The 24,450-nt window shown below is 44.0% G+C and carries 21 protein-coding genes, 2 tRNA genes and 1 pseudogene; 14 read left to right on the top strand and 10 right to left on the bottom strand.

From position 1 onward, the window contains the following. Positions 1 to 161: 161 nt before the first annotated feature. On the bottom strand, positions 162 to 1,037 hold the full coding sequence (locus LVJ86_RS09410) for a YicC/YloC family endoribonuclease (protein WP_235284615.1): 876 nt from the start codon (positions 1,035 to 1,037) through the stop codon (positions 162 to 164). Positions 1,038 to 1,195: 158 nt separating this feature from the next. On the opposite strand from LVJ86_RS09410, the gene rph reads away from it, so the two are divergent. The 4 genes from rph to recX all read left to right on the top strand — a co-directional run bounded on the left by rph (position 1,196) and on the right by recX (position 4,746). Beyond that, positions 1,196 to 1,924: a ribonuclease PH gene (gene rph / locus LVJ86_RS09405; protein WP_047761436.1), complete on the top strand. Its 729-nt coding sequence runs from the start codon at positions 1,196 to 1,198 to the stop codon at positions 1,922 to 1,924. A 269-nt stretch (positions 1,925 to 2,193) separates the two neighbouring features. Further along, entirely contained in the window at positions 2,194 to 3,411 is a 1,218-nt protein-coding gene (locus LVJ86_RS09400) for an aspartate kinase (protein ID WP_047761435.1), read from the top strand. Between the two features lie 123 nt (positions 3,412 to 3,534). Beyond that, positions 3,535 to 4,251, top strand: a complete 717-nt coding sequence (locus LVJ86_RS09395; RefSeq protein ID WP_047761434.1) for a phosphoglycolate phosphatase — start codon at positions 3,535 to 3,537, stop codon at positions 4,249 to 4,251. Between the two features lie 27 nt (positions 4,252 to 4,278). Continuing rightward, entirely contained in the window at positions 4,279 to 4,746 is a 468-nt protein-coding gene (gene recX, locus LVJ86_RS09390; protein WP_047761433.1) for a recombination regulator RecX, read from the top strand. Between the two features lie 253 nt (positions 4,747 to 4,999). Here recX and LVJ86_RS09385 read toward each other — a convergent pair whose 3' ends face one another. Continuing rightward, positions 5,000 to 6,391 carry a 3'-5' exonuclease gene (locus tag LVJ86_RS09385; RefSeq protein WP_047761432.1) on the bottom strand — a complete coding sequence of 464 codons (1,392 nt, stop codon included), beginning with the start codon at positions 6,389 to 6,391 and terminating at the stop codon, positions 5,000 to 5,002. Positions 6,392 to 6,508: 117 nt separating this feature from the next. Between LVJ86_RS09385 and LVJ86_RS09380 the strand changes: the two genes are divergently transcribed. The 3 genes from LVJ86_RS09380 (at position 6,509) to LVJ86_RS09370 (ending at position 7,593) form a co-directional block, all read left to right on the top strand. Then, positions 6,509 to 6,585 (top strand) — tRNA-Arg (locus tag LVJ86_RS09380). A 7-nt stretch (positions 6,586 to 6,592) separates the two neighbouring features. After that, a tRNA-Glu gene (locus LVJ86_RS09375) sits at positions 6,593 to 6,667 on the top strand. Between the two features lie 395 nt (positions 6,668 to 7,062). Further along, positions 7,063 to 7,593 (top strand): hypothetical protein, encoded by a 531-nt coding sequence (locus LVJ86_RS09370; RefSeq protein WP_047761431.1) that lies wholly within the window; start codon positions 7,063 to 7,065, stop codon positions 7,591 to 7,593. Positions 7,594 to 7,886: 293 nt separating this feature from the next. Here the strand turns inward: LVJ86_RS09370 and dnaN are convergent, their stop codons facing one another. Together dnaN and dnaA are read right to left on the bottom strand one after the other, a co-directional pair. After that, entirely contained in the window at positions 7,887 to 8,990 is a 1,104-nt protein-coding gene (dnaN, locus tag LVJ86_RS09365) for a DNA polymerase III subunit beta (RefSeq protein WP_047761430.1), read from the bottom strand. A 21-nt stretch (positions 8,991 to 9,011) separates the two neighbouring features. Then, entirely contained in the window at positions 9,012 to 10,607 is a 1,596-nt protein-coding gene (gene dnaA, locus LVJ86_RS09360; RefSeq protein WP_047761429.1) for a chromosomal replication initiator protein DnaA, read from the bottom strand. A 296-nt stretch (positions 10,608 to 10,903) separates the two neighbouring features. Here dnaA and rpmH point away from each other — a divergent pair, with 296 nt between their 5' ends. The 4 genes from rpmH to yidC all read left to right on the top strand — a co-directional run bounded on the left by rpmH (position 10,904) and on the right by yidC (position 13,371). After that, on the top strand, positions 10,904 to 11,038 hold the full coding sequence (rpmH, locus tag LVJ86_RS09355; protein WP_004283944.1) for a 50S ribosomal protein L34: 135 nt from the start codon (positions 10,904 to 10,906) through the stop codon (positions 11,036 to 11,038). Between the two features lies 1 nt (position 11,039). Further along, entirely contained in the window at positions 11,040 to 11,378 is a 339-nt protein-coding gene (rnpA, locus tag LVJ86_RS09350; RefSeq protein WP_152667063.1) for a ribonuclease P protein component, read from the top strand. Between the two features lie 2 nt (positions 11,379 to 11,380). Next, positions 11,381 to 11,593, top strand: a complete 213-nt coding sequence (gene yidD, locus LVJ86_RS09345) for a membrane protein insertion efficiency factor YidD (protein ID WP_075968088.1) — start codon at positions 11,381 to 11,383, stop codon at positions 11,591 to 11,593. Positions 11,594 to 11,727: 134 nt separating this feature from the next. Beyond that, entirely contained in the window at positions 11,728 to 13,371 is a 1,644-nt protein-coding gene (gene yidC / locus LVJ86_RS09340) for a membrane protein insertase YidC (RefSeq protein ID WP_047761428.1), read from the top strand. A gap of 285 nt (positions 13,372 to 13,656) precedes the next feature. On the opposite strand, the gene thiE is transcribed toward yidC, so the two are convergent. Then, positions 13,657 to 14,292: a thiamine phosphate synthase gene (gene thiE / locus LVJ86_RS09335; protein ID WP_047761427.1), complete on the bottom strand. Its 636-nt coding sequence runs from the start codon at positions 14,290 to 14,292 to the stop codon at positions 13,657 to 13,659. Between the two features lie 123 nt (positions 14,293 to 14,415). Between thiE and LVJ86_RS09330 the strand changes: the two genes are divergently transcribed. Continuing rightward, on the top strand, positions 14,416 to 15,996 hold the full coding sequence (locus LVJ86_RS09330) for an inorganic phosphate transporter (RefSeq protein ID WP_047761426.1): 1,581 nt from the start codon (positions 14,416 to 14,418) through the stop codon (positions 15,994 to 15,996). Positions 15,997 to 16,216: 220 nt separating this feature from the next. Continuing rightward, entirely contained in the window at positions 16,217 to 18,610 is a 2,394-nt protein-coding gene (gyrB, locus tag LVJ86_RS09325) for a DNA topoisomerase (ATP-hydrolyzing) subunit B (RefSeq protein WP_047761425.1), read from the top strand. 204 nt (positions 18,611 to 18,814) lie between these two features. On the opposite strand, the gene htpX is transcribed toward gyrB, so the two are convergent. The 5 genes and pseudogenes from htpX to hemN all read right to left on the bottom strand — a co-directional run bounded on the left by htpX (position 18,815) and on the right by hemN (position 23,522). Continuing rightward, positions 18,815 to 19,657, bottom strand: coding sequence for a protease HtpX (htpX, locus tag LVJ86_RS09320; RefSeq protein WP_047761424.1), 843 nt, complete (start codon positions 19,655 to 19,657; stop codon positions 18,815 to 18,817). Positions 19,658 to 19,877: 220 nt separating this feature from the next. Continuing rightward, a complete protein-coding gene (locus LVJ86_RS09315; RefSeq protein WP_047761423.1) occupies positions 19,878 to 21,137 on the bottom strand; it encodes a glutamate-5-semialdehyde dehydrogenase in 1,260 nt (419 codons plus the stop codon). Between the two features lie 150 nt (positions 21,138 to 21,287). After that, positions 21,288 to 21,626: pseudogene (locus LVJ86_RS09310) on the bottom strand (opacity family porin); the annotation flags it as partial. Positions 21,627 to 21,636: 10 nt separating this feature from the next. Next, positions 21,637 to 21,867, bottom strand: coding sequence for a hypothetical protein (locus LVJ86_RS09305; RefSeq protein ID WP_047761422.1), 231 nt, complete (start codon positions 21,865 to 21,867; stop codon positions 21,637 to 21,639). A 248-nt stretch (positions 21,868 to 22,115) separates the two neighbouring features. After that, on the bottom strand, positions 22,116 to 23,522 hold the full coding sequence (hemN, locus tag LVJ86_RS09300) for an oxygen-independent coproporphyrinogen III oxidase (protein ID WP_047761421.1): 1,407 nt from the start codon (positions 23,520 to 23,522) through the stop codon (positions 22,116 to 22,118). 169 nt (positions 23,523 to 23,691) lie between these two features. On the opposite strand from hemN, the gene fnr reads away from it, so the two are divergent. Next, positions 23,692 to 24,426, top strand: coding sequence for a fumarate/nitrate reduction transcriptional regulator Fnr (gene fnr, locus LVJ86_RS09295; protein ID WP_047761420.1), 735 nt, complete (start codon positions 23,692 to 23,694; stop codon positions 24,424 to 24,426). The last annotated feature ends 24 nt before the right edge of the window (positions 24,427 to 24,450 follow it).

Raw genomic sequence — 24,450 nt, 5'->3', positions numbered from 1 at the left:
ATATTTATCCGCCGTAAAACGCTGAATGTAACACGCTTTTTTATTTGTTTGCCAAACTAAAGTAAAGCAAATGCTCCATGTGAAATAGAGCCGGCGTTAAAAATTCAGACGGCCTCTGCAAGTAAATAGAGGCCGTCTGAAAAATATAACCGAAGAACCGATTATTCGATGTTTTGGACTTGTTCGCGCATTTGTTCGATTAATACTTTCAATTCTACGGAAGCTTGCGTACATTCTGCCGCTATGGCTTTACTGCCCAAAGTGTTGGCTTCGCGGTTAAGCTCCTGCATCAGGAAATCCAAACGCTTGCCGGCGGCATTTTTACTTTCGCGTACGATACGGCGGACTTCGGTAATATGGGTGCGTAGGCGGCTGAATTCTTCGTCTACGTCGGCTTTTTGCATGAATAGTGCAAATTCCTGTTGCAAACGGTTGTCATCGATATTGTCCACGGCTTCTTTCAGGCGGGTGCGTACTTTCTCCAGGTGGGCTTCTACCAGATTAGGAAACACTTCTTGCAATGAAGCTATAATTTTTTCCATTGCATCCAAGCGTTCAAGCAGGTGTTGTTGCAGCTTCTCGCCTTCGCGCGCACGGGCGGCCCCAAAATCTTGCAGGGCTTTACTGAGTAATTTTTGTACGGTTTGTGCAAAAGCCTCTTCATCTTCGCCTTGCGTGGTCAGTACGCCCGGAAATTTTAGTATATCGGCAACGGAGAGTTTGCCTAAATCGCTGTGCTGTTTGCGCCATTTTTTATTAAGGTAGGCCAGCTGGTGTACCAGCTCTTGATTGATGGAAAGCTTGCCGACCGAGCCTGCTTCCAGTGTTTGCACTTGGATACGGCACTCAACTTTACCTCGTGCGGCTTTGGCGGCTACGGCTTCACGCATAATGCTTTCCAAATGGCGGAGATCATCCGGCATTTTGAACTGTACGTCTAAATAGCGGTGATTGACCGCCCGCAACTCCAGATTGATACGTTTGTTGCCGCATTCGCCTGAGGCGTTAGCAAAACCGGTCATGCTGTGAATGCTCATAATTAAAAGAACTCCGATTAATAAAGAATGAAAAACCGTCAGACCGCGTAATATTGCCGGTATCGTAAAGACGGTACCGGGCAGGCGGTTATTATGCCGTCAATATACCATAATGCGGCATGTTATAATTACCGCTATTTTATTCAGCAGGAAAAATCATGAGCAACTATATCCGTACCTCCCGTCAACCCGATGAATTGCGTGAGATTAAAATCACGCCCCATTTTTTGCCGCATGCAGACGGTTCGTGCTTAATTGAAGCAGGTAATACCAAAGTGATTTGTACTGCATCGATTGAAGAGAGTGTGCCGCCGTTTTTACGCGGGCAGGGCAAAGGTTGGGTAACGGCGGAATACGGTATGCTGCCGGCCTCTACCGCCAGTCGTATGCGCCGAGAGGCGGCTGCCGGCAAACAAAGCGGGCGTACTCAAGAAATCCAGCGCCTGATCGGACGTTCGTTGCGTGCGGTGGTCGATTTGGAAAAACTTGGCGAGCGTCAGATTTTAATTGATTGTGATGTCATACAGGCCGACGGCGGTACGCGTACCGCAAGTATTACCGGTGCATTTGTCGCTTTGCAGTTTGCCGTAAATAAGCTCACCGAAGTAGGATTGCTAACCGCCAATCCTATCCGTGAGGCAGTGGCCGCAGTATCGGCGGGTGTAGTGGGCGGCGTTCCATTGCTGGATTTGGATTACCCGGAAGACTCAGGTTGCGATAGCGATGTAAACATTGTGATGACTGCTTCGGGGAAAATTATCGAAATACAGGGTACGGCTGAAGGCGCGCCTTTTTCAGTGGAAGAATTAGGCAGTCTGATAAGCTTGGCACAAAAGGGTATTTTCAGCTTGATCGCTCATCAACAAGTTGCATTTTCAAGTCGTTGATCCAAATGGGGTTTAGGCGAGTATTTCCGGTATGTAAAGGCCGTCTGAAAACATTTTGATGAAGATTCCCGAACTGCGGGCAATACCGCTTATTAGGCATATTGCCCGTAACACTCGTTATAACTTGGCGCAAACATAAAGAAGGTATTTTGTCTTTAAGTGAAAAAAATAGTAAAATGCCAAGCTTTACAAGCGTTTCACGGACAGCAACAACTTTCTTGTTGTATCCACTTCATCATCCCAGCTAAGTTAAAGAAAGCACGAATCAAATGGCGTTAATCGTACAAAAATACGGCGGTACTTCCGTAGGCTCCGCCGAACGCATTAAAAACGTCGCCAAACGTGTTGCCAAAACCCGCGCCGAAGGTCACGACGTGGTGGTGGTGGTTTCCGCCATGAGCGGCGAAACCAACCGTTTGGTGGCATTGGCGCATGAGATGCAAGAGTTCCCTGATCCGCGTGAACTCGATGTAGTATTGGCTACCGGCGAACAGGTGACGATCGGCCTGTTGGCGATGGCTTTGAAAAACATCGGTGTTGATGCGAAAAGCTATACCGGTTGGCAAGTAGCTGTGAAAACCGATGCCGCCCACACCAAAGCGCGTATTGAAGAAATAGATGACGAAGCTATGCGGGCCGATCTGAAGGCCGGCCGTGTCGTGATTGTCGCGGGCTTTCAGGGTATCAATCCCAATGGCGATATTTCTACACTAGGACGGGGCGGTTCGGATACTTCGGCCGTCGCACTGGCTGCGGCATTGAAGGCTGACGAATGCCAAATTTATACAGACGTAGACGGCGTATATACAACCGATCCGCGTGTCGTACCCGAAGCACGCCGCCTAGATACCGTTACATTTGAAGAAATGCTTGAGCTGGCCAGCTTGGGCTCTAAAGTTTTGCAAATCCGCTCGGTGGAATTCGCCGGCAAATATAAGGTGCGCCTACGCGTATTAAGCAGCCTGCAAGAGGGCGGCGAGGGCACTCTGATTACCTTTGAAGAGGACAATAATATGGAACGAGCAGCCGTTTCCGGTATCGCATTCGATAAAAACCAAGCCCGTGTCAACGTGCGCGGAGTGCCCGACAAGCCGGGCGTGGCTTACCAGATTCTAGGTGCCGTTGCAGATGCCAATATCGAAGTGGATATGATTATCCAAAACGTGGGCGAAAACGGTACTACCGACTTTTCATTCACTGTGCCGCGTGCCGATTACAAGCCGACTTTGGCTTTGATGGAGCAGTTGAAAGATAGCTTGGGTGCAACCGATATTGATGGCGACGATGCCGTATGCAAAGTATCGATTGTAGGTTTGGGTATGCGTTCGCATGTAGGCGTGGCTTCAAAAATGTTCCGCACTTTGGCTGAAGAAAATATCAATATCGAGATGATTTCTACTTCTGAGATCAAAGTTTCCGTATTGATTAACGAAAAATATATGGAATTGGCTACACGCGTTTTGCATAAAGCGTTCGATTTGGCATAATCTTTATACATGATTTTATTGCTATAACCGAGGCCGTCTGAAAGGATAATCTTTCAGACGGCCTTTTGGCATGTTGAAAAGTGCTACAATAGCCCCTTTGTAACTGTTTCCGGCCGGGGGATTATGACTACGCAAACCACTATCGAACACGTTCAAGCCGTTGCTTTTGATTTAGACGGTACCCTCTGTGATTCTATTCCGGATTTGGCGGCAGCTGCTAATGCCATGCGCGTACATTTGGGACAAGCACCACTACCGCAAGAGGTAGTGGCCGGTTATGTGGGGGATGGGATAGCCAAGTTGGTACATCGTGTTTTGACCGATAATGCGGATGGCGAGGCAGATGTATCGCGTTGGGAAGAAGGTTTTACGTTTTTTGTCCGCTACTACCGTGAGCATCTGAGCGATTTTACCCGCCCCTATCCTGAAACAGAAGCGGGTTTGGGGCTCTTGAAATCTTTGGGTATTCCTCTGATAGTGGTCACCAATAAAAATGAGGTATTCGCGGTAGAGCTTTTGCAGCAGCTCGGATTGGCAGATTATTTCAGCTTGATTCTCGGCGGTGACAGCTTGCCGGAGAAGAAGCCCAGTCCGCTACCGTTGCTACATGCCGCTGAAGTGTTGAATATCGATCCTGAGAATATGATGATGGTGGGCGACTCTAAAAACGATATTTTGGCAGCCAAAGCGGCAGGTTGCCTTTCTGTTGCTGTAACATTCGGTTACGGTGATATGCAGGAGTTGGTACAAAGCCCTGAAACCAAACCGGACTGGCTAATCGGCAGTCTGCCTGAAATTTATGAAAACCTGCGTCCCCAAAAAACGCAAAATACTGATTAAACGATCTCAGCCCTGTTGTAGTCAAATATGAAATCCGAAAAATCACTACGTAGTCGTGCGATGGATATTCTTTCTCGTCGTGAAGTCAGCCGCCTTGAGTTGAAGCGAAAATTAATGCCGTATGCGCAAAGTGAGGAAGAATTGGAGGCTGTATTAAACGAATTTGCTGAGCGTCGCTGGCAGTCTGACGAACGTTATGCCGAAGCTTATGTGCATAGTAAGCGCAATCGTTATGGTAGTTTGCGGATAAAGCAGGCACTATCGGCCAAAGGCGTGGATGAGGCAACCGTGCGGGAATTAATGCCGGATAAGGCGGGGGAGTTGGCTACGGCGGTCGATCTGTTACATAAAAAATTCAAGCGGCCCGGATTAGATTTGAAAGAGAAGCAAAAACAGGTACGCTTTTTAGCTTATCGCGGATTTAGTATGGATATGATTCAGACTGCCATGAAAAATGCTTGGGATGAAAACAGTGAAATATTTGATTGGGAATAAGGGTTGAAGCCAAAATATTAGTATTTAAAATCTACTGATATATGAAGTAGTTGTAGACATGTGAGGTGAAATTTTATTAATTTAAGATGTCGCTATATGTCTAAAAGAGGATGAAAGGCCGTCTGAAAATATTTTCAGACGGCCTTTACTGTTCGCATGCAGGCACAGGGCTCATCATAGCTGGAGATGGAGCGGGTTTTTGAGCATATTTTATTTTCAAATATACGTGAATTTGGCAGATGCCAATAATATGTCAATACAATATACGTATATTATGCTTTGACCGCTTCCAAATATCTTTCACGATTGCCGGTAGTGTCGAATCAAAATAATAGCTGCCATCAGGTAAGTTAAGGACTCCGTTTATACAACGTATAGTCACGGAACGCTTGGATAGCATATCTGTTTCGGTGATTTCCAATGCGTGGGCATTACCCCAGTCGGCAATGGGTAATAAGCGGCCGGATGCAGTAATAATTTCGTTTTGCCGCTCAATGCCGTTTTGGTGCTGGCAACTGCCATTGCATTGGCCGGCTACTATTTTCGGACAGGGCTGCCCGGCAGGGTAGGTGGTAGGCAGCAAACCTAAAGAGTCGGGGCATAATTGTTGTTGTTGTGCCCATTCCGACAATATTTGCTTGGCCTTTTTTTTATGTAGAAACAATCCATTGGGAGGATTGTTGTAACTGCCGTTTTCTAAGTTTCGGATATGTGCCCTTAAACGCTGTTTCTCATCGTGGGTAAACTCTACACTAAAAAATGTTTGGGTAGCTTGTGAGGCAGGGAGTTGGTAATGTTTCTGAAGCTCTACTCTTTTTTGTAAAGCGTGAAGGCTGCCGAGTGCTTCATGAAAAATGATCTTTTCGGCATTTCTGATCTCGGAAGGGTAACTGTTACGCCTTAGTAAAGCAGAAACTTCAGAAAATGCTTTTTTATGTACGGATAAGGAAATGGCGCGGTTTTCGGCATCTAGCCAGACAATCACTCCATGACTGTCCGATAGTTTGTAAATCTCATTTGCCAGCTGTTCGGAGAATAGGTGAGGTAACGGGTGAGGATTGGTAAGAGTGTGGACGTGTTTGAGCCATTCATCACAGCCTTTTTCTTTGAGGCTGATTTCTAGAAAATCTGCCAAAGCAGTTACGTCAGTCATAGCGCGGTGCCTGCTTTCGGTTTGGATACCGAATCGCTCAATAATACTATCTAAATTATGTTTGAAATACTGAGGGTAAAGTTTTCGGGATAGTTGCACACTGCATAATGCAGGAGAGGCAAAATGGATGCCTGCACGCTGGAACTCATGACGGAGAAAGGTATAGTCGAAGCGGCTGTTGTGTGCAATCAACAGAGTCCCCCTCAGTAACGGCAGTAAATCATGGACTAAGTCGGCAAAATGAGGAGCGTCGGCAACCATTTCATTGCTGATGCCGGTAAGTGAAGTAATAAAGGGAGGAATATTTTTTTGAGGATTTACCAACCACTCGTAACGGCTGATTTTTCCTTTGTTGAAACGGAGGATGGCGATTTCGGTGATGCGGTCTTGATACATATCACCACCTGTAGACTCTAGGTCAATAATGGCAACAGGCAGCCCAATCTTTTTGGAAAAATCCCCTAATAGCGGCCATTTGCAGGCGGATAGCATATAAATAAATCCTAAGATTATTCAAGTAATAAGTCGCTATTTTACATGGAAATCAAAAAAAATTCGATAAAGTGGTTGACAGATTTTCAAGTGATGCATATAATTCAAATCTTTCTCGCACCCGTAGCTCAGTTGGATAGAGTATCTGGCTACGAACCAGAGGGTCGGGCGTTCGAATCGCTCCGGGTGCGCCAAAAATACGCGCCTATCGTCTAGCGGTTAGGACATCGCCCTTTCACGGCGGTAACCGGGGTTCGATTCCCCGTAGGCGTGCCAAATTTTAAAACACCACCTGAGCTAGGTGGTGTTTTTTATTATGTGTGTATTTTATAGCATATACATAAGTTTTCCTGAATTTACATCAGTATATTTTTTTTAAATATTTTATAAATCATACTGTTGAGATTTTATTGGTGTTGGTTTTTCTTGTGATGTGACATTAAGTACGCAGTTTGGTACAGACAAGGAACTTTTTCTTTGTTATGGTAACTCATAGTACAAATCACTTATTCAATACTGGGTGTTTTGAGAAGAAATAGTGTTTGTGTTTTGCTACTTTTGGCGGATGCCTCGAAAAAATTGAGGCGGTACGTTGTTATTAGAAGCGACTCAGGCAGCCTACTAAACTAAATGATATTTTTACTAAATCTGTAAGAAACGGAGTGATAAAGATGAAACAATTAAAATTTGTTGTACCTGCTGCGATTGTGGCCTTATTGTCTGCTTGTAGTAGCATGGGTGGTTCATCGGCGGAAAAAGCCTCTGCCGCCCAACCTACTGCTACAGTTCAGGCTCCGGCTACGCAAACCCAGTCTGCTCCTGTGGCTACTAAAGTAGATTCGGTGAAAGAGGTAGCCTATGCGTGTGGCGCTAAAGGTGCCGATAAGCTGCGCGTAACCTATGGTATGAGTGGTAATGAGGTAGTGGTGGCTCAAGCCTTGTTCCAAGGCAAAGCTTCTCCGGTATTGCCACGTGTTGCTGATGAAACTGATAGTAATAGCAATGTATTTAGCAGTAATGGTATTACTTGGACTGCAGATCAGGCTACTGCTGCTAATGTAGATCAAGTAGATGGTAATATGCTGACTCAGCAAGCGGTACAAACTGTAAATGGCAAACAAGTTCAAGTATCACAAATTGTAGCCCGTTATTGCAAACTGGATAAGGTTGCTACTGCTAAATTAGCTGCGGCGAAAAAATAATAATTTATTGTATATTTTTTTCCACTACAGCCTAATTAAGCGGCATATCTTATTTTTTATGTTGTAAAGTCCTCCGAATGAAATCTATAGGGTTATTCGGGGGATTTTAGTTTTTAGAAAAAGCAGTAAAGAAATGAGGATTATCGTATTAAAGGTGTTTGGATTTATTTGGTTTTAATATTTAATTAATTCTTTTTGAGCTGTGATAGTAGTTGTTTGAAATAGTTTTTAAATTCAAACAGGCCGTCTGACAATGTTTTCAGACGGCCTGTTCTTTAAATTAAATTGAAAGTTTAAATGCGCATCGGCATCACGATATATTTAAAATTGGGGTTATTCGGGATGGTGAATAAGGTAGAGCGGTTTGCATCTCCAAAAGCCAACTGCATATCTTCGGCGTGCACATTACGTAATACGTCCATCAAGTAACCGATATTAAAGCCTACTTCGAGTTCGCCACCTTGATAGGCAATTTCTAATTCTTCACGGGCCTCTTCTTGTTCGTTATTGCTACATACTACACTGAGTAGGCCGGGTTTGATATGTAGGCGTGCACCGCGGAATTTTTCATTTGCCAAGATGGCGGCCCGTTCTAATGCGCCCAGTAGATGAGTACGTCCTACAAGGAATATTTTATCGTTATCCAAAGGGATAACTCGATTAAAATCTGGGAATTTGCCATCAACTACTTTGCTGACGATTACGGTATCGTTACAGCGGAAACGAACCTGGTTGTTTAGGAGTTCTATCGTTACCGGCTCGCTAGGTTGGTTGATCAGTTTAAACAGCTCTAATACCGTTTTGCGGGGCAAAATAACTTCTGTTTTGGGTAGGTTGGTATCAACTGTAGTGCTGGTGTAAGCAAGACGGTGACCATCCGTGGCCACCAAACGGAGCTGATCACCCTCTACTTGCATTAGTAAGCCGTTTAGGTAATAGCGGATATCTTGTACTGCCATACTGTATTGCACCTGTGACAGCATGTTTTTTAAAGCTTCTTGAGGCAGTGAAAAGGCGGCGGTAACTTCCTCGCCTACGCTCATCAGCGGAAAATCTTCTGCAGGCAGGGTTTGCAGGTTGAAGCGTGATTTGCCGGCTTTTAAGGTCAGGCGGTTTTGCGCCCAATCTAATGCAACCATGGAACCCTCGGGGAGAGCGCGTAAGATGTCTTGTAACTTTTTAGCATTGGTTGTAACACGGAAATCTTCCGCTTCGCTGTGCGGGCCTGCGGTATTTACTTGGATTTCTAAATCTGTTGCCAAAATGTTAGTTTGGCCGTGTACATTTTCCAGCAATACGTTGCTTAGAATGGGTAATGTGTGGCGGCGTTCGACAATGCCTGTAACGGCTTGCAGGGGTTTTAACAAAGCATCGCGTTCTGCTTGTAAAATCAACATAAAAAATTCCCTTCGGGCTAATCAGTTTTGAATAATCAGCAGTAGTTTTTCATAATCTTGGGCAAGTTCCGGATCTTCTGCCCGAAGCTTGGCAACAGCTTTTACACCGTGCATTACCGTGGTGTGGTCACGACCACCGAACGCATCACCTATGGAAGGCAGGCTTAAGTTGGTTAACTCTTTGGTAAGACTCATGGCTATCTGACGTGGCCGGGCAATATTACGTGTGCGTTTTTTGCCGAGTATATCACTGTTTTTTATGCGGTAATATTTGGCAGTTTCGGTAATAATTAGTTCGGCGGTAATAACTTTATAGGCACTGGCTACAATATCCTGTAAGGCTTCGCTGGCCAAGTCTATATCAATCGGTTTTTTCTGAAAGCGGCTAAGGGCTTCTACACGTTTGAATGCGCCTTCAAGCTCTCTGACGTTGGAGCGGATGTGTTTTGCAATAAAGAATGCAGCTTGTTCGTCTAGCTCCACATTTGCCGATTCTGCTTTTTGCTGCAAAATAGCCACACGCATCTCTAATTCGGGCGGTTCCAACTCCAGTGTGAGGCCCCAGGAAAAGCGCGATTTCAAACGCTCGTCCATGTCTTCAATTTTGGCAGGTAACACATCACAGGTAAGGATCAGTTGCTTTTTCTCGTTATGGAAGTGATTGTATAGGTAGAAAAACTCTTCCATGGTACGGTCTTTGCCTTTGATAAATTGTACGTCATCAATAATCAGTAGATCGTATTGTTTGTATTGTTGTTTGAATACATCATATGACTGGTTGCGTACGGCATGCATGAAGCTGCGGATATAGTCATCGGCATGCATATAACGTACCCGTGCGTTTGGGCGTTGCTTCAATAATTCATTGCCTATAGCTTGCACTAGATGGGTTTTGCCCAAGCCCGTGCTGCCATATAAGAAAAACGGGTTGTAGTTACCTCCGGGGTTTTCAGCAATGGATTTGGCTGCAGTGGCAGCCATACGGTTGCCTTTTCCTTCTACCAATGTTTCGAAAGTATAGTCTCGAGATAGGTTGGTTTGGTTGTAGCGCAAGGCTTCTTTGCCGGTAGTGTCGGCTATTTCATCGGTTGCTGGACTTTTTACAGTTTTGGTACTGCCGGCGGAGCGTTTGGATTCTTCCGGAAGTTGTTTCATGCGCTCGGCCAAAATATCTTGGGCACTTTTTTTACCCACGCTTTTTTGGGGGGGAGTCGGTATATGGGTATTAGTTTGGATGTCGGTATTTAGGTCGGTTATATTTTCGGAAAGAGTTGTTCTTCTGCTGTTTGTTATAGGTTGTTCGGTTGGGATATTTTCTTCTGTAGTGCCGGCAGCTTGTTCGGAGGAGGGCTCTTTTGCCATAGGATATGCTTGCCCCCTACCCGGTTTGAACGTGATGGCAGATTGTTGCGGAGCATATTCGGCCCGTGCAGCTTCGATATATTTGGCAAATTGGTTTCGCAACATATTGCAAGCAAATTGGCTCTTGCCATATATCACCCATGCGCCATCCTCTTCGCCTACAGTTAGTGGCGAAATCCAAGTATCGTATTGTTGGGGGGACAATGTCTCGTGAAGCCGACGGAGGCATTGTGGCCAAAATTCTGCTAGCGTCATAGTGTGGCAGCCATTTTCCAAATAAATTAACGGCTATAGCCGTTATATTTTTTAAATCAATATGATGAGGAATACTCTGCCGCCCTGTGGAGATCGGGTTGCAGATTTTCTGTAAATATTAGGTGATTATACAGAATTTAATCTTTTACGACTATCTGCACTTTGGAGCGGATTATTGATTGGCGAATCGTTGGGCTGTATCGGTAACCGAACGTAATCCGCTTATTTTGATTGACAAAACTGGTAAATTGCGGTGTAATTCTCGGTTTGATTTTCAGATAATTTTAGGAAATAACATGAAACGCACTTATCAACCTTCAGTTACTCGCCGCAAACGCACCCATGGTTTCTTGGTTCGCTCTAAAACCCGCGGTGGCCGTGCTGTTTTGGCTGCACGTCGCGCTAAAGGCCGTAAACGTTTGGCTGTGTAATGTGGGACAGTATTTCGGTAAGCAATACCGCCTTTTAAAAACGGATGATTTTTCATCCGTTTTTGCATTGAGAAGGCAGAGTAGCTTGAGTTTTGTACAGGTTTTGCATTCTCCAGACAACCGCTTGGGACATGCCAGATTGGGTTTGGTGGTGAGCAAGAAAGTAGCCAAGCGCGCGCATGAGCGTAATTATATGAAGCGGGTGATTCGTGAATGGTTTCGTTTGAATTGCTGTGAATTGCAAAGTTATGATTTTATTGTACGGGTGCGCCAGCGGTTTGATCAATCAGAATCTGCACAAGTTCGTTTGCAGCTTAGCCAATTGATGCGAAGACTTTGAGAATGGTTGCTAAATTGCTGCTTGGATTGATTCGCTTCTATCAGTATGCGATTAGCCCGCTAATTCCTCCCCGTTGCCGTTATACGCCGACTTGTTCTCAATATGCGTTGGAGGCGGTAAAAAAATATGGCGCTTTCAAGGGTGGATGGTTGGCGTTAAAGCGTATTGCCCGGTGCCACCCGTTCGGTGGCTGTGGTTATGATCCCCTTCCATAGAATAAAAGGATATGGATAAAGCTTTAATTAAGGTTTCGTAACTTGTATTTATCTGTTATTTTGTTGCGGTTTAGCTTACTATAACGGTGCTTTGGCCTTTCAGGCGGCATCTAAAAAAAATACCAGGAAAAAATATGGATTTCAAAAGATTAATGATCTTCTTCAGCGTGGCGCTGTTGATTTTGCTGGGGTGGGAGCAGATGTTTCCCACGCCCAAGCAGCCTGTTACGCAAAAGCAGGCGGGAACACAGCAACAAGCAGCCGGTACGCAACCTGCGCAAATTGCAGCCTTATCTCCTGCTGTGCCGGTAACGGTTATTACGGATACCGTTAAGGCGGTGATTGATGAAAAAAGTGGGGATCTGCGTCAGCTGACTCTGCTGAAATATAATTCGAGCAGTGATGAGAGCAAAGATTTTGTTTTATTCAACGACAGCAATGCGTATACCTATGTAGCTCAGTCTGAGCTTTTGGATGCGGCAGGTAGAAATGTTCTGCAAAATTTATCTTTCCAAGCTCCGCAAAAACAATATACGCTCAATGGTGATACGCTGGAAGTTCGTTTGAGTGCTCCGGAAACCAATGGTTTGAAAGTTGACAAGGTTTATACCTTTACAAAGGGTAGCTATCTTATTAATGTCCGTTTTGATGTTAATAACCAAAGCGGTCAGCCGGTTAAACTTGATGCTGCCTATCGTTTGTTGCGTGATAACAGCAAGCCGGAGGGGGAGGGTTACTTCAACCATACTTACACTGGCCCTGTGGTTTATACGCCCGAGGGTAAGTTTGAAAAAGTGGCTTTTGATACCTTGGATGATGATTTCAAGTCGGGTAAGGATCAGGCTGATTATGTGCGTCGAAGTACTTCAGGTTGGGTGGGTATGGTCCAACACTATTTTATGGCAACTTGGATTATGCAGCCTAAAGATGGTGCCAGTATTTGTGCCGAGGGTACCTGCCAGCTGGATATCCGCCGTACCGATAATCTTTATGCGGCGGGTGTGCGTGCGCCTTTGAAAGTAGTGGCTGCCGGTGCAACTGAAAGTTTCGCGGCCGGTTTGTATGCCGGCCCGCAAACGACCAGCGTTATCAGCCAAGTAGCGGACAATCTGCAATTGGCGAAAGACTATGGCAAAGTACATATTTTTGCGTCACCATTGTTCTGGTTGCTAAACAAATTGCATGATGTGGTCGGCAACTGGGGTTGGGCAATTGTTTTGCTAACGATTATTGTGAAAGCGATTCTCTATCCGTTAACTAATGCTTCTTACCGCTCGATGGCAAAGATGCGTGCTGTGGCTCCCCGCTTGCAGGCATTGAAGGAAAAATATGGTGATGACCGCATGGCAATGCAGCAGGCCATGATGAAGATGTATAAGGATGAGAAAATTAATCCTTTGGGCGGTTGTTTGCCGATGCTGTTGCAAATTCCGGTATTTATCGGCTTATATTGGGCGATTTTCTCATCAGTAGAATTGCGCCAGGCTCCTTGGTTCGGTTGGATTGCCGACTTGAGCCGTCCAGATCCTTGGTTTATTCTGCCGATTGTTATGGCAGTAACCATGTTTATCCAAACTTATTTGAACCCGCCGCCGACAGATCCTATGCAGGCAAAAATTATGAAGATTATGCCTTTGGTTTTCTCGGTAATGTTCTTCTTTTTCCCAGCAGGTTTAGTGTTGTATTGGGTAGTTAATAATATTTTGACTATTTTCCAACAATGGTATATCAATACCAGTATTGAGAAACAGCGTAAACAAGGTGAAGTTGTTTCATAAGTCTCTTGATTAAAAAAGGATGCCGTCTGAGTTTCAGACGGCATCCTTTTTTGCAGATGAGGGATAAAGTGATTTCTTGGGAATCATGTTGAAATGAGGTTGACTTTATCGAGCGTTTTTTATGTAGGGTTGTATTTCGCCTAATAAATAATAATGAAGGAAATCAGTTGAAAAAAGCGGTCAGTCGTGCATTATTGCGATTGCGATGTTTTTACCCAAATAAACGCTAGGCCTTGGGTTTTTGATCAATCTGATTAATTTAAGTTGGAAATCTCTTAAATAAAGTTAAATCTTTGTTGATTTCCATAGTGCTTGGAAGGAACGTACCACAGCTTCCGGATCTTTTGCTTCGGTGATGGCACGTACTACCGCTAAAGAGGCAGCTCCCGTTTCTAATACGGCTGTTGCATTGTTTAGGTCTATGCCGCCAATAGCAACAACCGGTGTGGGAGCTGCCCTTTGTACATACTCACGCAGCTTTTCGAGACCTTGAGGCTGGGTGGGCATATTTTTGGTTGTAGTCGGAAAAATTGCCCCGCTCGCTACATAGCTTGGATTTACCGATAATGCCCGGTCAAGTTCTGAGATCGAGTGAGTGCTGATACCCAAACGCAGCCCGGCATTTGCAAGTACATGTAAATCTGCTTTGTCTATGTCTTCTTGCCCTAAATGAACGCCATAAGCGCCGGCTTCTATAGCTTCTTCCCAATAGTCATTGATAAACAATTGAATAGGGCGATTGTGGCAAGCTGCTACTGCACGCTCGATTTCTGAATATAGGGCGGATCCGTGTAAGTTTTTGTTTCGCAACTGAACTGTATCCGCACCTGCATCAACCATACGCTCAACCCATTCGGCGTCCGGTACTACGGCATAAAATTTTAAAGGGGCAGACAGTGCGGGAAATAATAATTTTTTCATGAATCTGCTTTCAGAGGGCATCTAACCAATTTATAATATCAAAATTGTGTAAATTTTATTACACCTATTACAGTATTAATTCGTTTTAAGAAATCTTTTCGATTTTTGATTCAAGGCAATTTTATGACTTCTAACTCAACCTCAAGTGCAACTATCGCCAGGCTTAACTTGGTTTTTCTTGCATTATTGATTGGTATGGTAACCTACTTCATTTTCTGGGGGTTGGGCTATATCAATTATAACCATACGGTATTGTTTTTACTTGCCACGTTGTTTGGTGTGTTCATGGCATTCAATATCGGGGGTAACGATGTTGCCAACTCTTTCGGCACCAGTGTTGGTGCCGGTACACTCACGGTGCCCCAAGCATTGCTGATTGCAGCTATTTTTGAAGTGAGCGGGGCGGTTATCGCCGGTGGTGAGGTGACTAATACAATCCGTAAAGGCATTATTGATTTGAATCAGATGCATCTTGAGCCGATGCAGTTTGTTTATATCATGATGTCGGCTTTGTTGGCAGCGGCACTTTGGTTGTTATTCGCTACTAAAAAAGGCTTACCTGTTTCTACTACCCACGCCATTATCGGTGGTATTGTCGGCAGTGCTTTGTGCTTGGGCTATCTCAGTAGCGGTTCGAATACTTTCGCCTTGATCCAATGGGATAATGTAGGCCAGATTGCGGCCTCTTGGGTGCTATCGCCGGTATTGGGTGGTTTGGTATCTTATATTTTGTTTGCACAAGTTAAAAAACATGTCTTGGATTACAATACCCAAGCAGAAGCCCGTTTGAAAGCCATTAAGCAAGAGAAAAAAGCATTTAAAGAACAACACCGTCTGTATTTTGAGAGTTTGAGTGAGGCGGAAAAAATCGAGTGTGCTTCGGCCATGGCGCGCGACGCCCAAATCTATGGTGAATCAGATACAGATCCTAGTGAGTTGGAATCCGAGTATTATCGTGGCCTTTATGACATTGATCATCGTAAAAATAACATTGATGTCTACAAAGCATTGCAGTCCTGGGTGCCGTTGATTGCTTCTGTGGGCGGTATGATGATTGCCTCGATGTTGATCTTCAAAGGTTTGAAAAACTTACATTTAGGTATGAGTAACCTTAGTAGCTATCTAACTATTTTTATGGTTGGCGCAGGTATCTGGATGGCTACTTTCATTTATGCTAAAACTTTGAAGCGTAAAGACTTGGGCAAATCAACATTTTTAATGTTCAGCTGGATGCAGGTATTCACGGCGGCCGGCTTTGCATTTAGTCACGGAGCAAATGATATTGCCAATGCGATTGGTCCTTTTGCAGCAATTATGGATATTTTGCGTACCGGCGATATCAATTCCCAATCTCCGGTGCCTCCGGTTGCCATGCTTACTTTTGGTATTGCCTTGATTGTTGGCTTGTGGTTTATCGGTAAAGAAGTTATTCAAACAGTAGGTACCAATTTGGCAAAAATGCACCCTTCTTCAGGGTTTACTGCCGAACTCGCGGCTGCATCAGTAGTAATGCTTGCTTCTTTAATGGGATTGCCAGTTTCTAGTACACATATTTTGGTTGGTGCAGTTTTGGGTATTGGCTTAGTAAACCGTAATGCGAATTGGGCGATGATGAAACCCATAGCACTGGCTTGGGTGATTACTTTGCCGGCAGCTGCAATTTTATCCGTACTCTGTTTCTTGGCGTTGCGAGCCGTTTTCTAAAGACGGATACATTATTTGTACTATGCCCGACAGGCTTTGGCTGTCGGGCTTTTCTTTATTTGCCGGGTAGGTTTAAAAGCTGAAAAAATGGGTGGAATCAGGTATAATTCGAAAGGTTATACACTTGATTTTTTAAGGCTGTGAGTAATGCTTAAAATAGTATTCCATAGCTAAATAAATATTGGGTGCATGGGATTTTAATCAGCTAGAAAAGATATTTATGACCGATCAGAAAAAACACGAAGAATACGGTGCCGAGAGTATTCAGGTACTCGAAGGTCTGGAGGCAGTGCGCAAGCGTCCGGGTATGTATATCGGTGACACTCAAGACGGTTCAGGTTTGCACCATATGGTGTTTGAAGTGCTTGACAATGCGATTGATGAGGCATTGGCAGGACATTGTAATAAAATTGTTGTTACCATTCATTCGGATAATTCAGTTAGTATTAGTGATAATGGTCGTGGTATGCCTACGGGCATACATCCGAAGGAGGGGCGCTCAGCTGCAGAAGTTATTATGACCGTACTACATGCAGGCGGTAAGTTTGATAATAACAGCTATAAAATTTCAGGCGGCTTGCACGGTGTGGGCGTTTCGGTAGTAAATGCCTTGTCTGATTGGGTTAGCCTAACCATCTATCGTGATGGTAAAGAGCATTTTGTTCGCTTTGAAAACGGCGTAGCGGTTGAACCTTTAAAGGCAGTGGCCGACTCCGATAAAAAAGGTACTGTCGTACGCTTTTTAGCAAGTACAACCACCTTTGGCGAAATTGAATATAGTTTTGATATTTTGGCAAAACGTATCCGTGAGCTATCTTTTCTTAATAATGGTGTTGATATAGAGCTTTTTGATAAGCGTGACGGAAAGCATGAAAATTTTGCTTTTTCGGGTGGGGTGGCCGGTTTCGTCCAGTATATGAACCGTAAAAAAACACCACTTCACGAGAAAATTTTTCATGCTTTCGGTGAGAAAGACGGCATGAGCGTTGAAGTTGCCATGCAGTGGAATGATAGCTACCAAGAGTCTGTGCAGTGCTTTACTAATAATATCCCGCAAAGAGACGGTGGGACGCATTTAACTGCTTTACGGCAAGTGATGACGCGTACCATCAATAGTTATATTGAGGCCAACGAAGTTGCGAAAAAGGCCAAAGTAGATACTAGTGGTGACGATATGCGTGAAGGTCTGACATGCGTATTATCAGTTAAGCTGCCCGATCCGAAGTTTTCTTCTCAAACTAAAGACAAGCTGGTTTCCAGTGAAATAGGACCCGTGGTGAATGAAGTAATCAGCCAAGCCTTGACTGATTTTTTGGAGGAAAATCCCAACGAAGCTAAAATTATTACCGGAAAAATCGTAGATGCGGCCCGTGCGCGAGAAGCTGCCCGTAAAGCGAGGGAAATTACTCGGCGAAAAGGTGTTATGGACGGCTTGGGGCTTCCAGGTAAATTAGCTGATTGCCAAGAAAAAGATCCTGCTCTTTCTGAGTTATATCTAGTGGAGGGTGATTCTGCCGGCGGTTCTGCGAAACAGGGAAGAGATCGAAAGTTCCAAGCGATTTTGCCGCTTAAGGGTAAGATCTTAAACGTAGAAAAAGCGCGCTTTGAAAAAATGCTCGCCAGCCAAGAAGTAGCTACTTTGATTACAGCATTGGGTGCGGGTATCGGTAAGGAAGAATTTAACCCCGAAAAATTACGCTATCACCGTATCATCATCATGACTGATGCTGATGTGGATGGTGCACATATCCGTACTTTGTTATTGACTTTCTTCTATCGGCAAATGCCTGAATTAGTTGAGCGCGGTTATATTTATATTGCCCAACCGCCATTGTATAAAGCCAAATATGGTAAGCAGGAGCGCTATCTCAAAGACGAATTTGAAAAAGACCAATTCTTACTGGGCCTAGCTATTGATAAAGCACAAATTATTTCAGGTGATAGTGTTTTGCAAGGCGAAGAATTGGAGAAAGTGGCTAAGCAGTTTTTACAGGCCCGCAGCGTTATTGAGCAAGAAAGCAGAGTCATTGATGATTTGGTGCTAAACGCCATGCTTTATGCGGAAGAAATAGATTTAAGTAGTTCTGAATCTGCCGATGCCGCTATTGCTATGTTATCTATGCTTCTAGATGAAAAAGAAGTTGTTTTGGAGCGAATAGAGGGCAGTGACGGCAGCCACTTTATCAAGATTACCCGTAAGTTGCATGGCAATGTAATGGTTAGTTATATTGAGCCGAAATTCTTATCCGGTAAAGCTTATCAAACGTTATTGCAAACTTCTGTCGCCTTGAAAGGTTTGGTGGATGAGGGTGCGGAAGTAGTTAAAGGCGATCATCGATATCCTGTTAACAGCTTTGCACAGGCCTTAGGGATTTTGATGAGCGCTGCTCAAAAAGGTATGTCCATTCAACGCTATAAAGGTTTGGGTGAGATGAATCCCGAGCAGTTGTGGGAAACCACTATGGATCCGCAAGTGCGCCGCTTGTTGAAAGTGCGTATTGAAGATGCGATTGCCGCTGATGAGGTTTTTGTAACTTTGATGGGAGACGAAGTAGAGCCGCGCCGTGCATTTATTGAGAATAATGCTTTGGTGGCACAAAATATTGATGTTTGATTGATGCTCCAGACTCAAAAGCATTCAAATGCCTCTGTTTATATCAGGGGCATTTTTTTCTAGTATACAAGCAGGTTTTAGTCTCAGATTCAGAGTTGTTAAGGACCAAATTAAAAGTTTAGACGGCCTGTATAAATTAAAAAAACAATGCCGTCTGAAATTTCAGACGGCATTGTTTATGGTTTAAATACTTGAAGATAAATATTACATTTGCTTTAGGCGTGCAATACGGTTATCCAAGCTCGGGTGGGTAGACAGCAAAGAATCTTTAGCTTCACTGGCGATACCCATTGCTGTCATTTCTTTAGGCAGATCACTTGGGTTGCCTTTCAGGCGTTGTAGGGCTGAAATCATTTTAGGAGCACCTACTAGCTTTGCAGCACCTGCATCCGCACGATATTCACGTTGGCGGCTAAACCACATAACAATGATACTGGCTAAGAAACCAAAAACGATTTGGAGAACCATACTCACCATAAAATATGTACCTTGAGATACTTCTCCATTGTCGTTTCGAGCAACCATGCTGGAAACAATGCGTGCTAAAAATACGACAAAAGTATTGACTACGCCTTGGATTAGGGTAAGCGTTACCATATCGCCGTTGCCGACGTGAGCCATTTCATGAGCTAGAACGGCCTCTACTTCATCTCGAGTCATACTGTCTAACAGGCCGGTACTTACTGCAACCAAGGAATTATTTTTACTGGGGCCGGTAGCAAATGCATTAGGCTCGGGTGAGTGGTAAATGGCTACCTCGGGAGTTTTTAAGTTCCATTGGCGAGCTTGGTTTTGAACAGTTTGTAAAAGCCAAGCTTCAACTTCGTTTTGAGGTTGCGTAATTACCTCTGCGCCTACGGAACGTTTCGCAACCATTTTAGAGGTCAGCAAAGAGATAATTGAGCCGGTAAAACCAATAACGGCGGAGTAGATGAGCAGGCTTCCTAATTGATCCGGGTTACTGCTAACACCGAGAACACTCAGAATGATGCTGATAACGACAAGAACAGCGATATTAGTGGCAAGAAACAGAAAAATACGTTTCACTGGTTTTCCTCTTTTACTAGTATGATATGGTTATTCTAGGATTTCAAACTTCATGTATTTTCGCAAAAATCAGGTGGCTAGCATAGTCTGATTTCAGAAAAGGTATGCAAAATTACGCGTATTTTTAGATGGATTTATGCTCTTGTATTTATTGTTTATTCGCTAAATGCCGTCTGAAAAAGTCGATTTCTGCACAATTGCTTTGTAGAGGCTTGCTAATTTAGGTTCTGATTTGCCCAGTACCTAAAACAATCCATTTTTGGCTTGTTAAGCCGTGTAACCCGACAGGCCCTCGTACATGGATTTTATCAGTGGAAATGCCGATTTCTGCACCTAGGCCGTATTCAAAGCCATCGGCAAAACGGGTTGATGCGTTTACTATTACACTGGAGCTGTCTACCATACGCAAGAATAGTTGGGCATCAGTATAGTTTTCGGTAACGATGCTATCGGTATGATGGCTGCCATGCGTGTTTATATGTTGTATTGCTTCATATATATTGTCAACAATTTTAATAGATAAAATGGGTGCGAGGTATTCGGTGTTCCAATCTTCTTCGGTGGCGGCCACTGCATTGGGCAGAATCTCTAATGTACGGGGGCAGGCACGTAATTCTACTTGTTTTTCTTTATATTTTTTTGCTAGTAGAGGCAAGATTTCAGCAGCACGGCTTTGGTGTATCAAAAGGGTTTCCATCGTATTACAGGTGCCGTAACGAGAGGTTTTCGCATTGAAGGCTATATTGACTGCTTTTTCCGTGTCGGCTGCTTGGTCAATATAAGTGTGGCATATGCCGTCTAGGTGTTTAATGACTGGAACGCGTGCTTCCGCACTAATACGCGCTACCAATGCTTTTCCTCCGCGAGGAATAATAACATCAATCAAATCGGGACTCTGCAGCATGGCGCCGACACTTTCTCTATTCGTATTTTCGATTAGGCGGACGGCATCTTCGGGCAGTGTGCTTTCACGTAATGCCTGTCGGATAATCCGGTAGATTTCCAGATTGCAGTTAAAGGCTTCACTGCCTCCGCGCAATATGCAGGCATTGCCCGACTTTAGGCATAATGCGGCAGCGTCGACAGTTACATTAGGGCGCGATTCGTAAATTATTCCGATAACTCCAAGAGGTACGCGCATTTTGCCAATTTGTAGGCCATTGGGCCGGGTGCGAAATTCATCCATTTCACCGACTGGATCGGGTAGCGCTGCAATTTGTCGTAAGCCTTCGCACATGCTCTCTACGGTTTTTTCTGTGAGCCTTAGCCTTTCTAATAGTGGGGTATCGAGACCTTTTTCAGTTGCTGCTGCCATATCTTTGGCATTTGCAGCTAAGATATTTGCTTGATTTATCTGAATCAATTCGGCCATGCGTAAAAGTGCGTAATTTTTTTCGGCTGATGAGCAGGACGCCAATCGGTAAAATGCGGTTTTGGCTGCTGTCGCGGTATTGCGTACATAGTCGGTAATATTTTGCATGTTTTAGGCAACCCATTTGTTAATATGATTTATATTCTTTTGATAATAAATGTTGTCGGTTGTTTGAGCAACATGGCAATGATAAAAGAAGGCCGTCTGAAACTTTTCAGACGGCCTTTCATTTTTTATGGTTATTGCTGTATGCTTGGTTTAGAAGCTATAACGCAAACCTGCGAGTGCGCCGTATTGATGTACTTTTGTAGGATATTTATCACCATCCAGCTTGCCTAGATAGTTATACTCTGTGCCAACATTGAATGCCAGTTGATCATTAATTTGATATTGTACGCCCGCCAGCAAACCAATCCCCAAACGGGTATTGGTCTCTGAATAGCTGTAAGAGCTATTATTGGTACGGTTTTCAATATTGCCGCTTAGACGATTGGCGCCTGCACGAATACCCACATAAGGTGTTAAGGCAGTTTGATTGTGCGCATCATAAATTGCCGAGATGCCAGTACCTTGTACGCTTAAATCCCCTTGAGTGGATGAATAAGCATTAGAGGTGGAATTTTACTTTCCCAAAATGGGTGTAATCGAGTGCGTAACGGGCATTGCCGAAGCTTTTACCTACAGAAATACGCGTATTAGTGACAGTATCTTTATGATTTTGATTGTCTGCTTTTAACACCAACCGAGATGTGCCAAGTTCACCTTGGATATACAGTCCCTCTGCTGCGGCCATGGTTGAGAAGCCGCTTAATAATGTAATCAGTAAGAATTTTTTCATTTTAAAGTCTAACCGGATAATAATGCTAGATAAATATATCAAAAAACAAACAGGCTAACATAATAAAATGCTGTTCTCCGTTAGCTTATATTTTATATCTTTGTAAAATTATTGATTTATTTTTAAGTGGTTATTTTTTATTAAGTTAATTCTTATGTATTTATATTTTTTAGGTGGGTTGATTGGAAAACCTGTATTTATAAATAAAAAGGCTGTCCATCATGAAGGCAGCCTTTTTATTTATGTGGTTAAACCGTCTGTGAATATTTTGCAGCTGTTTCTTTATGGCGCAGATGATAATCGAAAACCATGGCGATATTGCGGATCACAAAGCGGCCTTTGGGCGTGACGGTCAAACCTTGAGGTTTGAGTATTATTAGGCCGCGTTCGGCCAAGTTTAGTAAATCGGACAATTCTTCTGAGAAATATTGTTTGAACGGAATACCGAACAAACTTTCATATGTTTGAAAATCAAGTGAGAATCGGCACATTAGATCTTGAATAATATTTCGACGCAGAATGTCGTCACGGTTGAGGCGGTAACCGCGCATAACGGGTAAACGACCATTGTCGATAGCGTTGTAATAGGCATCAATATCACGTTCGTTTTGAACATAAGTATTGCCGATTTTACCGATACTGGAAACGCCAATGGCAATTAAGTCGCAGTCCGCATAGGTAGAATAACCTTGGAAATTGCGTTGAAGCCAGCCTTCACGCAGGGCGATAGCTAATTCGTCATTGGGTTTGGCAAAATGATCCATACCGATAAAGGTATAACCTTTCCGAGTAAGGGTTTGTACGGCGTATTGAAGTATATCAAGCTTCTCTTCGCTGCCTGGTACGCTCTCAGTGTCGATACGGCGTTGAGGTTTAAAAATATGAGGTAGGTGTGCGTAGTGGTAAAGTGCCAGTCGGTCCGGATCAAGTGTTAAAACCGTATCGATAGTGGGTTTGATGCTTTCAAGCGATTGATATGGCAAACCATATATTAAATCAACACTAACAGATTTGAATCCTGCTTCGCGCGCTGCTTCGATGACTTCACGGGTTTCCTCAACAGTTTGGATGCGGTTGACGGCTTGTTGTACTTTGGGATCGAAATCCTGAATACCGACACTCATACGGTTGAAACCGAGGCGTCCCAGATGAAAGACGGTTTCCCGGCTGACCTTCCTTGGGTCTATTTCGATTGAATACTCACCGTTCGGCAGTAATTGAAAGTGGCGCCGTATCATGTCGAAAACACGTTCCAGCTGGTCATCGTCTAAGAAGGTGGGTGTGCCGCCGCCAAAATGGAGCTGTGCCAGTGGAAGCTTCCCATTGAGATGCGGGGACAATAGAGCCATTTCTTTTTCTAGGTATTCTATATATGCGTCGGCACGTGTTTTATCTTTTGTGATAATTTTGTTACAACCGCAGTAATAGCAAATGGTATTGCAAAAAGGTATGTGTATATATAGGGATAAAGGTTTATTGAGTGCTCCGGTATTGCGCTGCTGTAACGCTTGTAGGTAATCAGACTCGCCGAAGCCGCTATGGAAGCGGTCTGCCGTAGGATAAGAGGTGTAGCGGGGGCCGCTGGCAGGTAGGCTGGCAATTAGTTCGCGGTTAAACTCCGGTTCTTGGCTGGTGTGTATAGGTATGGTTTTCATGTGGCGGCTTTTATAAAAGGGTGTGTTACAATAATCGGACGCCGTGATAGCGGATTGGGCAATTTTACGGATGTTTGGTAGAATGTGCCAACCAAGATGATGATGTCTTGATTTGAGTCAATCACTCTAATTTTAAAGGGTTTAAAGGCTATAAAGCCTAGAAGAAATTATGTCTGCACACACCACTCAAAATCAAATGAAAGCATTGTGTTCGACCTGTTCTCTGCGTGAACTGTGTTTGCCTGTGGGGTTGATGCCGACTGAATTTGAGCAGCTTGATGCTGTGATCAAACAAAGCCGCCGCTTGAAAAAAGGCGAGTTTTTATTTCGGGCAGGCGAGCCTTTTGCTTCTTTGTTTGCTATACGTACCGGCTTTTTTAAAACAACCGTAGCCAGCCAAGATGGCCGCGATCAAGTAACCGGTTTTTTTATGTCGGGTGAGTTGATCGGTATGGACGGTATTTGTTCGCATGTACATAGTTGTGATGCCGTCGCATTAGAAGATAGCGAAGTATGCGAGCTCCCGTTTGCCCATATGGAAATGTTAGGTCAAAGAATCCCCAGCTTGCAGACTCATTTTTTCCGTTTGATGAGCCGTGAAATTGTACGTGATCAAGGAGTAATGCTATTGCTTGGGAATATGCGTGCTGAAGAGCGGTTGGCTGCTTTTTTATTAAATTTGTCAAGCAGGCTTTACTCCCGAGGTTTTGCGGCCAATGATTTTATTTTGCGGATGTCGCGTGAGGAAATTGGTAGTTATCTGGGATTAAAATTAGAAACAGTGAGCAGAACTTTATCGAAATTTCATCATGAAGGCTGGATTTTGGTTGAGCATAAACATATTCAAATTTTAAAACCCCAAGTACTCAAGCAAATGGTATATGGTGCGGAACATGCGGTTTGACAGGGTTAAATAAAGTGGTGCTCA

This window comes from Neisseria arctica (genome assembly GCF_022870905.1).
Lineage (GTDB): Bacteria > Pseudomonadota > Gammaproteobacteria > Burkholderiales > Neisseriaceae > Neisseria > Neisseria arctica.
Note: the sequence above shows the minus strand (reverse complement) of the source record. Positions and strands in the feature narration are given on the sequence as shown.

Excerpts from the sequence above, each read along its gene's own strand:
- LVJ86_RS09385 (WP_047761432.1), bottom strand. The coding sequence starts at position 6,391 with ATGCTATCCGCCTGCAAATGGCCGCTATTAGGGGATTTTTCCAAAAAG.
- LVJ86_RS09305 (WP_047761422.1), bottom strand. The coding sequence starts at position 21,867 with ATGAAAAAATTCTTACTGATTACATTATTAAGCGGCTTCTCAACCATG.
- LVJ86_RS09395 (WP_047761434.1), top strand. The coding sequence starts at position 3,535 with ATGACTACGCAAACCACTATCGAACACGTTCAAGCCGTTGCTTTTGAT.
- fnr (WP_047761420.1), top strand. The coding sequence starts at position 23,692 with ATGTCTGCACACACCACTCAAAATCAAATGAAAGCATTGTGTTCGACC.
- yidC (WP_047761428.1), top strand. The coding sequence starts at position 11,728 with ATGGATTTCAAAAGATTAATGATCTTCTTCAGCGTGGCGCTGTTGATT.
- rph (WP_047761436.1), top strand. The coding sequence starts at position 1,196 with ATGAGCAACTATATCCGTACCTCCCGTCAACCCGATGAATTGCGTGAG.
- LVJ86_RS09400 (WP_047761435.1), top strand. The coding sequence starts at position 2,194 with ATGGCGTTAATCGTACAAAAATACGGCGGTACTTCCGTAGGCTCCGCC.
- LVJ86_RS09410 (WP_235284615.1), bottom strand. The coding sequence starts at position 1,037 with ATGAGCATTCACAGCATGACCGGTTTTGCTAACGCCTCAGGCGAATGC.
- LVJ86_RS09370 (WP_047761431.1), top strand. The coding sequence starts at position 7,063 with ATGAAACAATTAAAATTTGTTGTACCTGCTGCGATTGTGGCCTTATTG.
- LVJ86_RS09330 (WP_047761426.1), top strand. The coding sequence starts at position 14,416 with ATGACTTCTAACTCAACCTCAAGTGCAACTATCGCCAGGCTTAACTTG.
- hemN (WP_047761421.1), bottom strand. The coding sequence starts at position 23,522 with ATGAAAACCATACCTATACACACCAGCCAAGAACCGGAGTTTAACCGC.
- dnaA (WP_047761429.1), bottom strand. The coding sequence starts at position 10,607 with ATGACGCTAGCAGAATTTTGGCCACAATGCCTCCGTCGGCTTCACGAG.
- thiE (WP_047761427.1), bottom strand. The coding sequence starts at position 14,292 with ATGAAAAAATTATTATTTCCCGCACTGTCTGCCCCTTTAAAATTTTAT.
- yidD (WP_075968088.1), top strand. The coding sequence starts at position 11,381 with ATGGTTGCTAAATTGCTGCTTGGATTGATTCGCTTCTATCAGTATGCG.
- LVJ86_RS09315 (WP_047761423.1), bottom strand. The coding sequence starts at position 21,137 with ATGCAAAATATTACCGACTATGTACGCAATACCGCGACAGCAGCCAAA.
- recX (WP_047761433.1), top strand. The coding sequence starts at position 4,279 with ATGAAATCCGAAAAATCACTACGTAGTCGTGCGATGGATATTCTTTCT.
- rpmH (WP_004283944.1), top strand. The coding sequence starts at position 10,904 with ATGAAACGCACTTATCAACCTTCAGTTACTCGCCGCAAACGCACCCAT.
- dnaN (WP_047761430.1), bottom strand. The coding sequence starts at position 8,990 with ATGTTGATTTTACAAGCAGAACGCGATGCTTTGTTAAAACCCCTGCAA.
- gyrB (WP_047761425.1), top strand. The coding sequence starts at position 16,217 with ATGACCGATCAGAAAAAACACGAAGAATACGGTGCCGAGAGTATTCAG.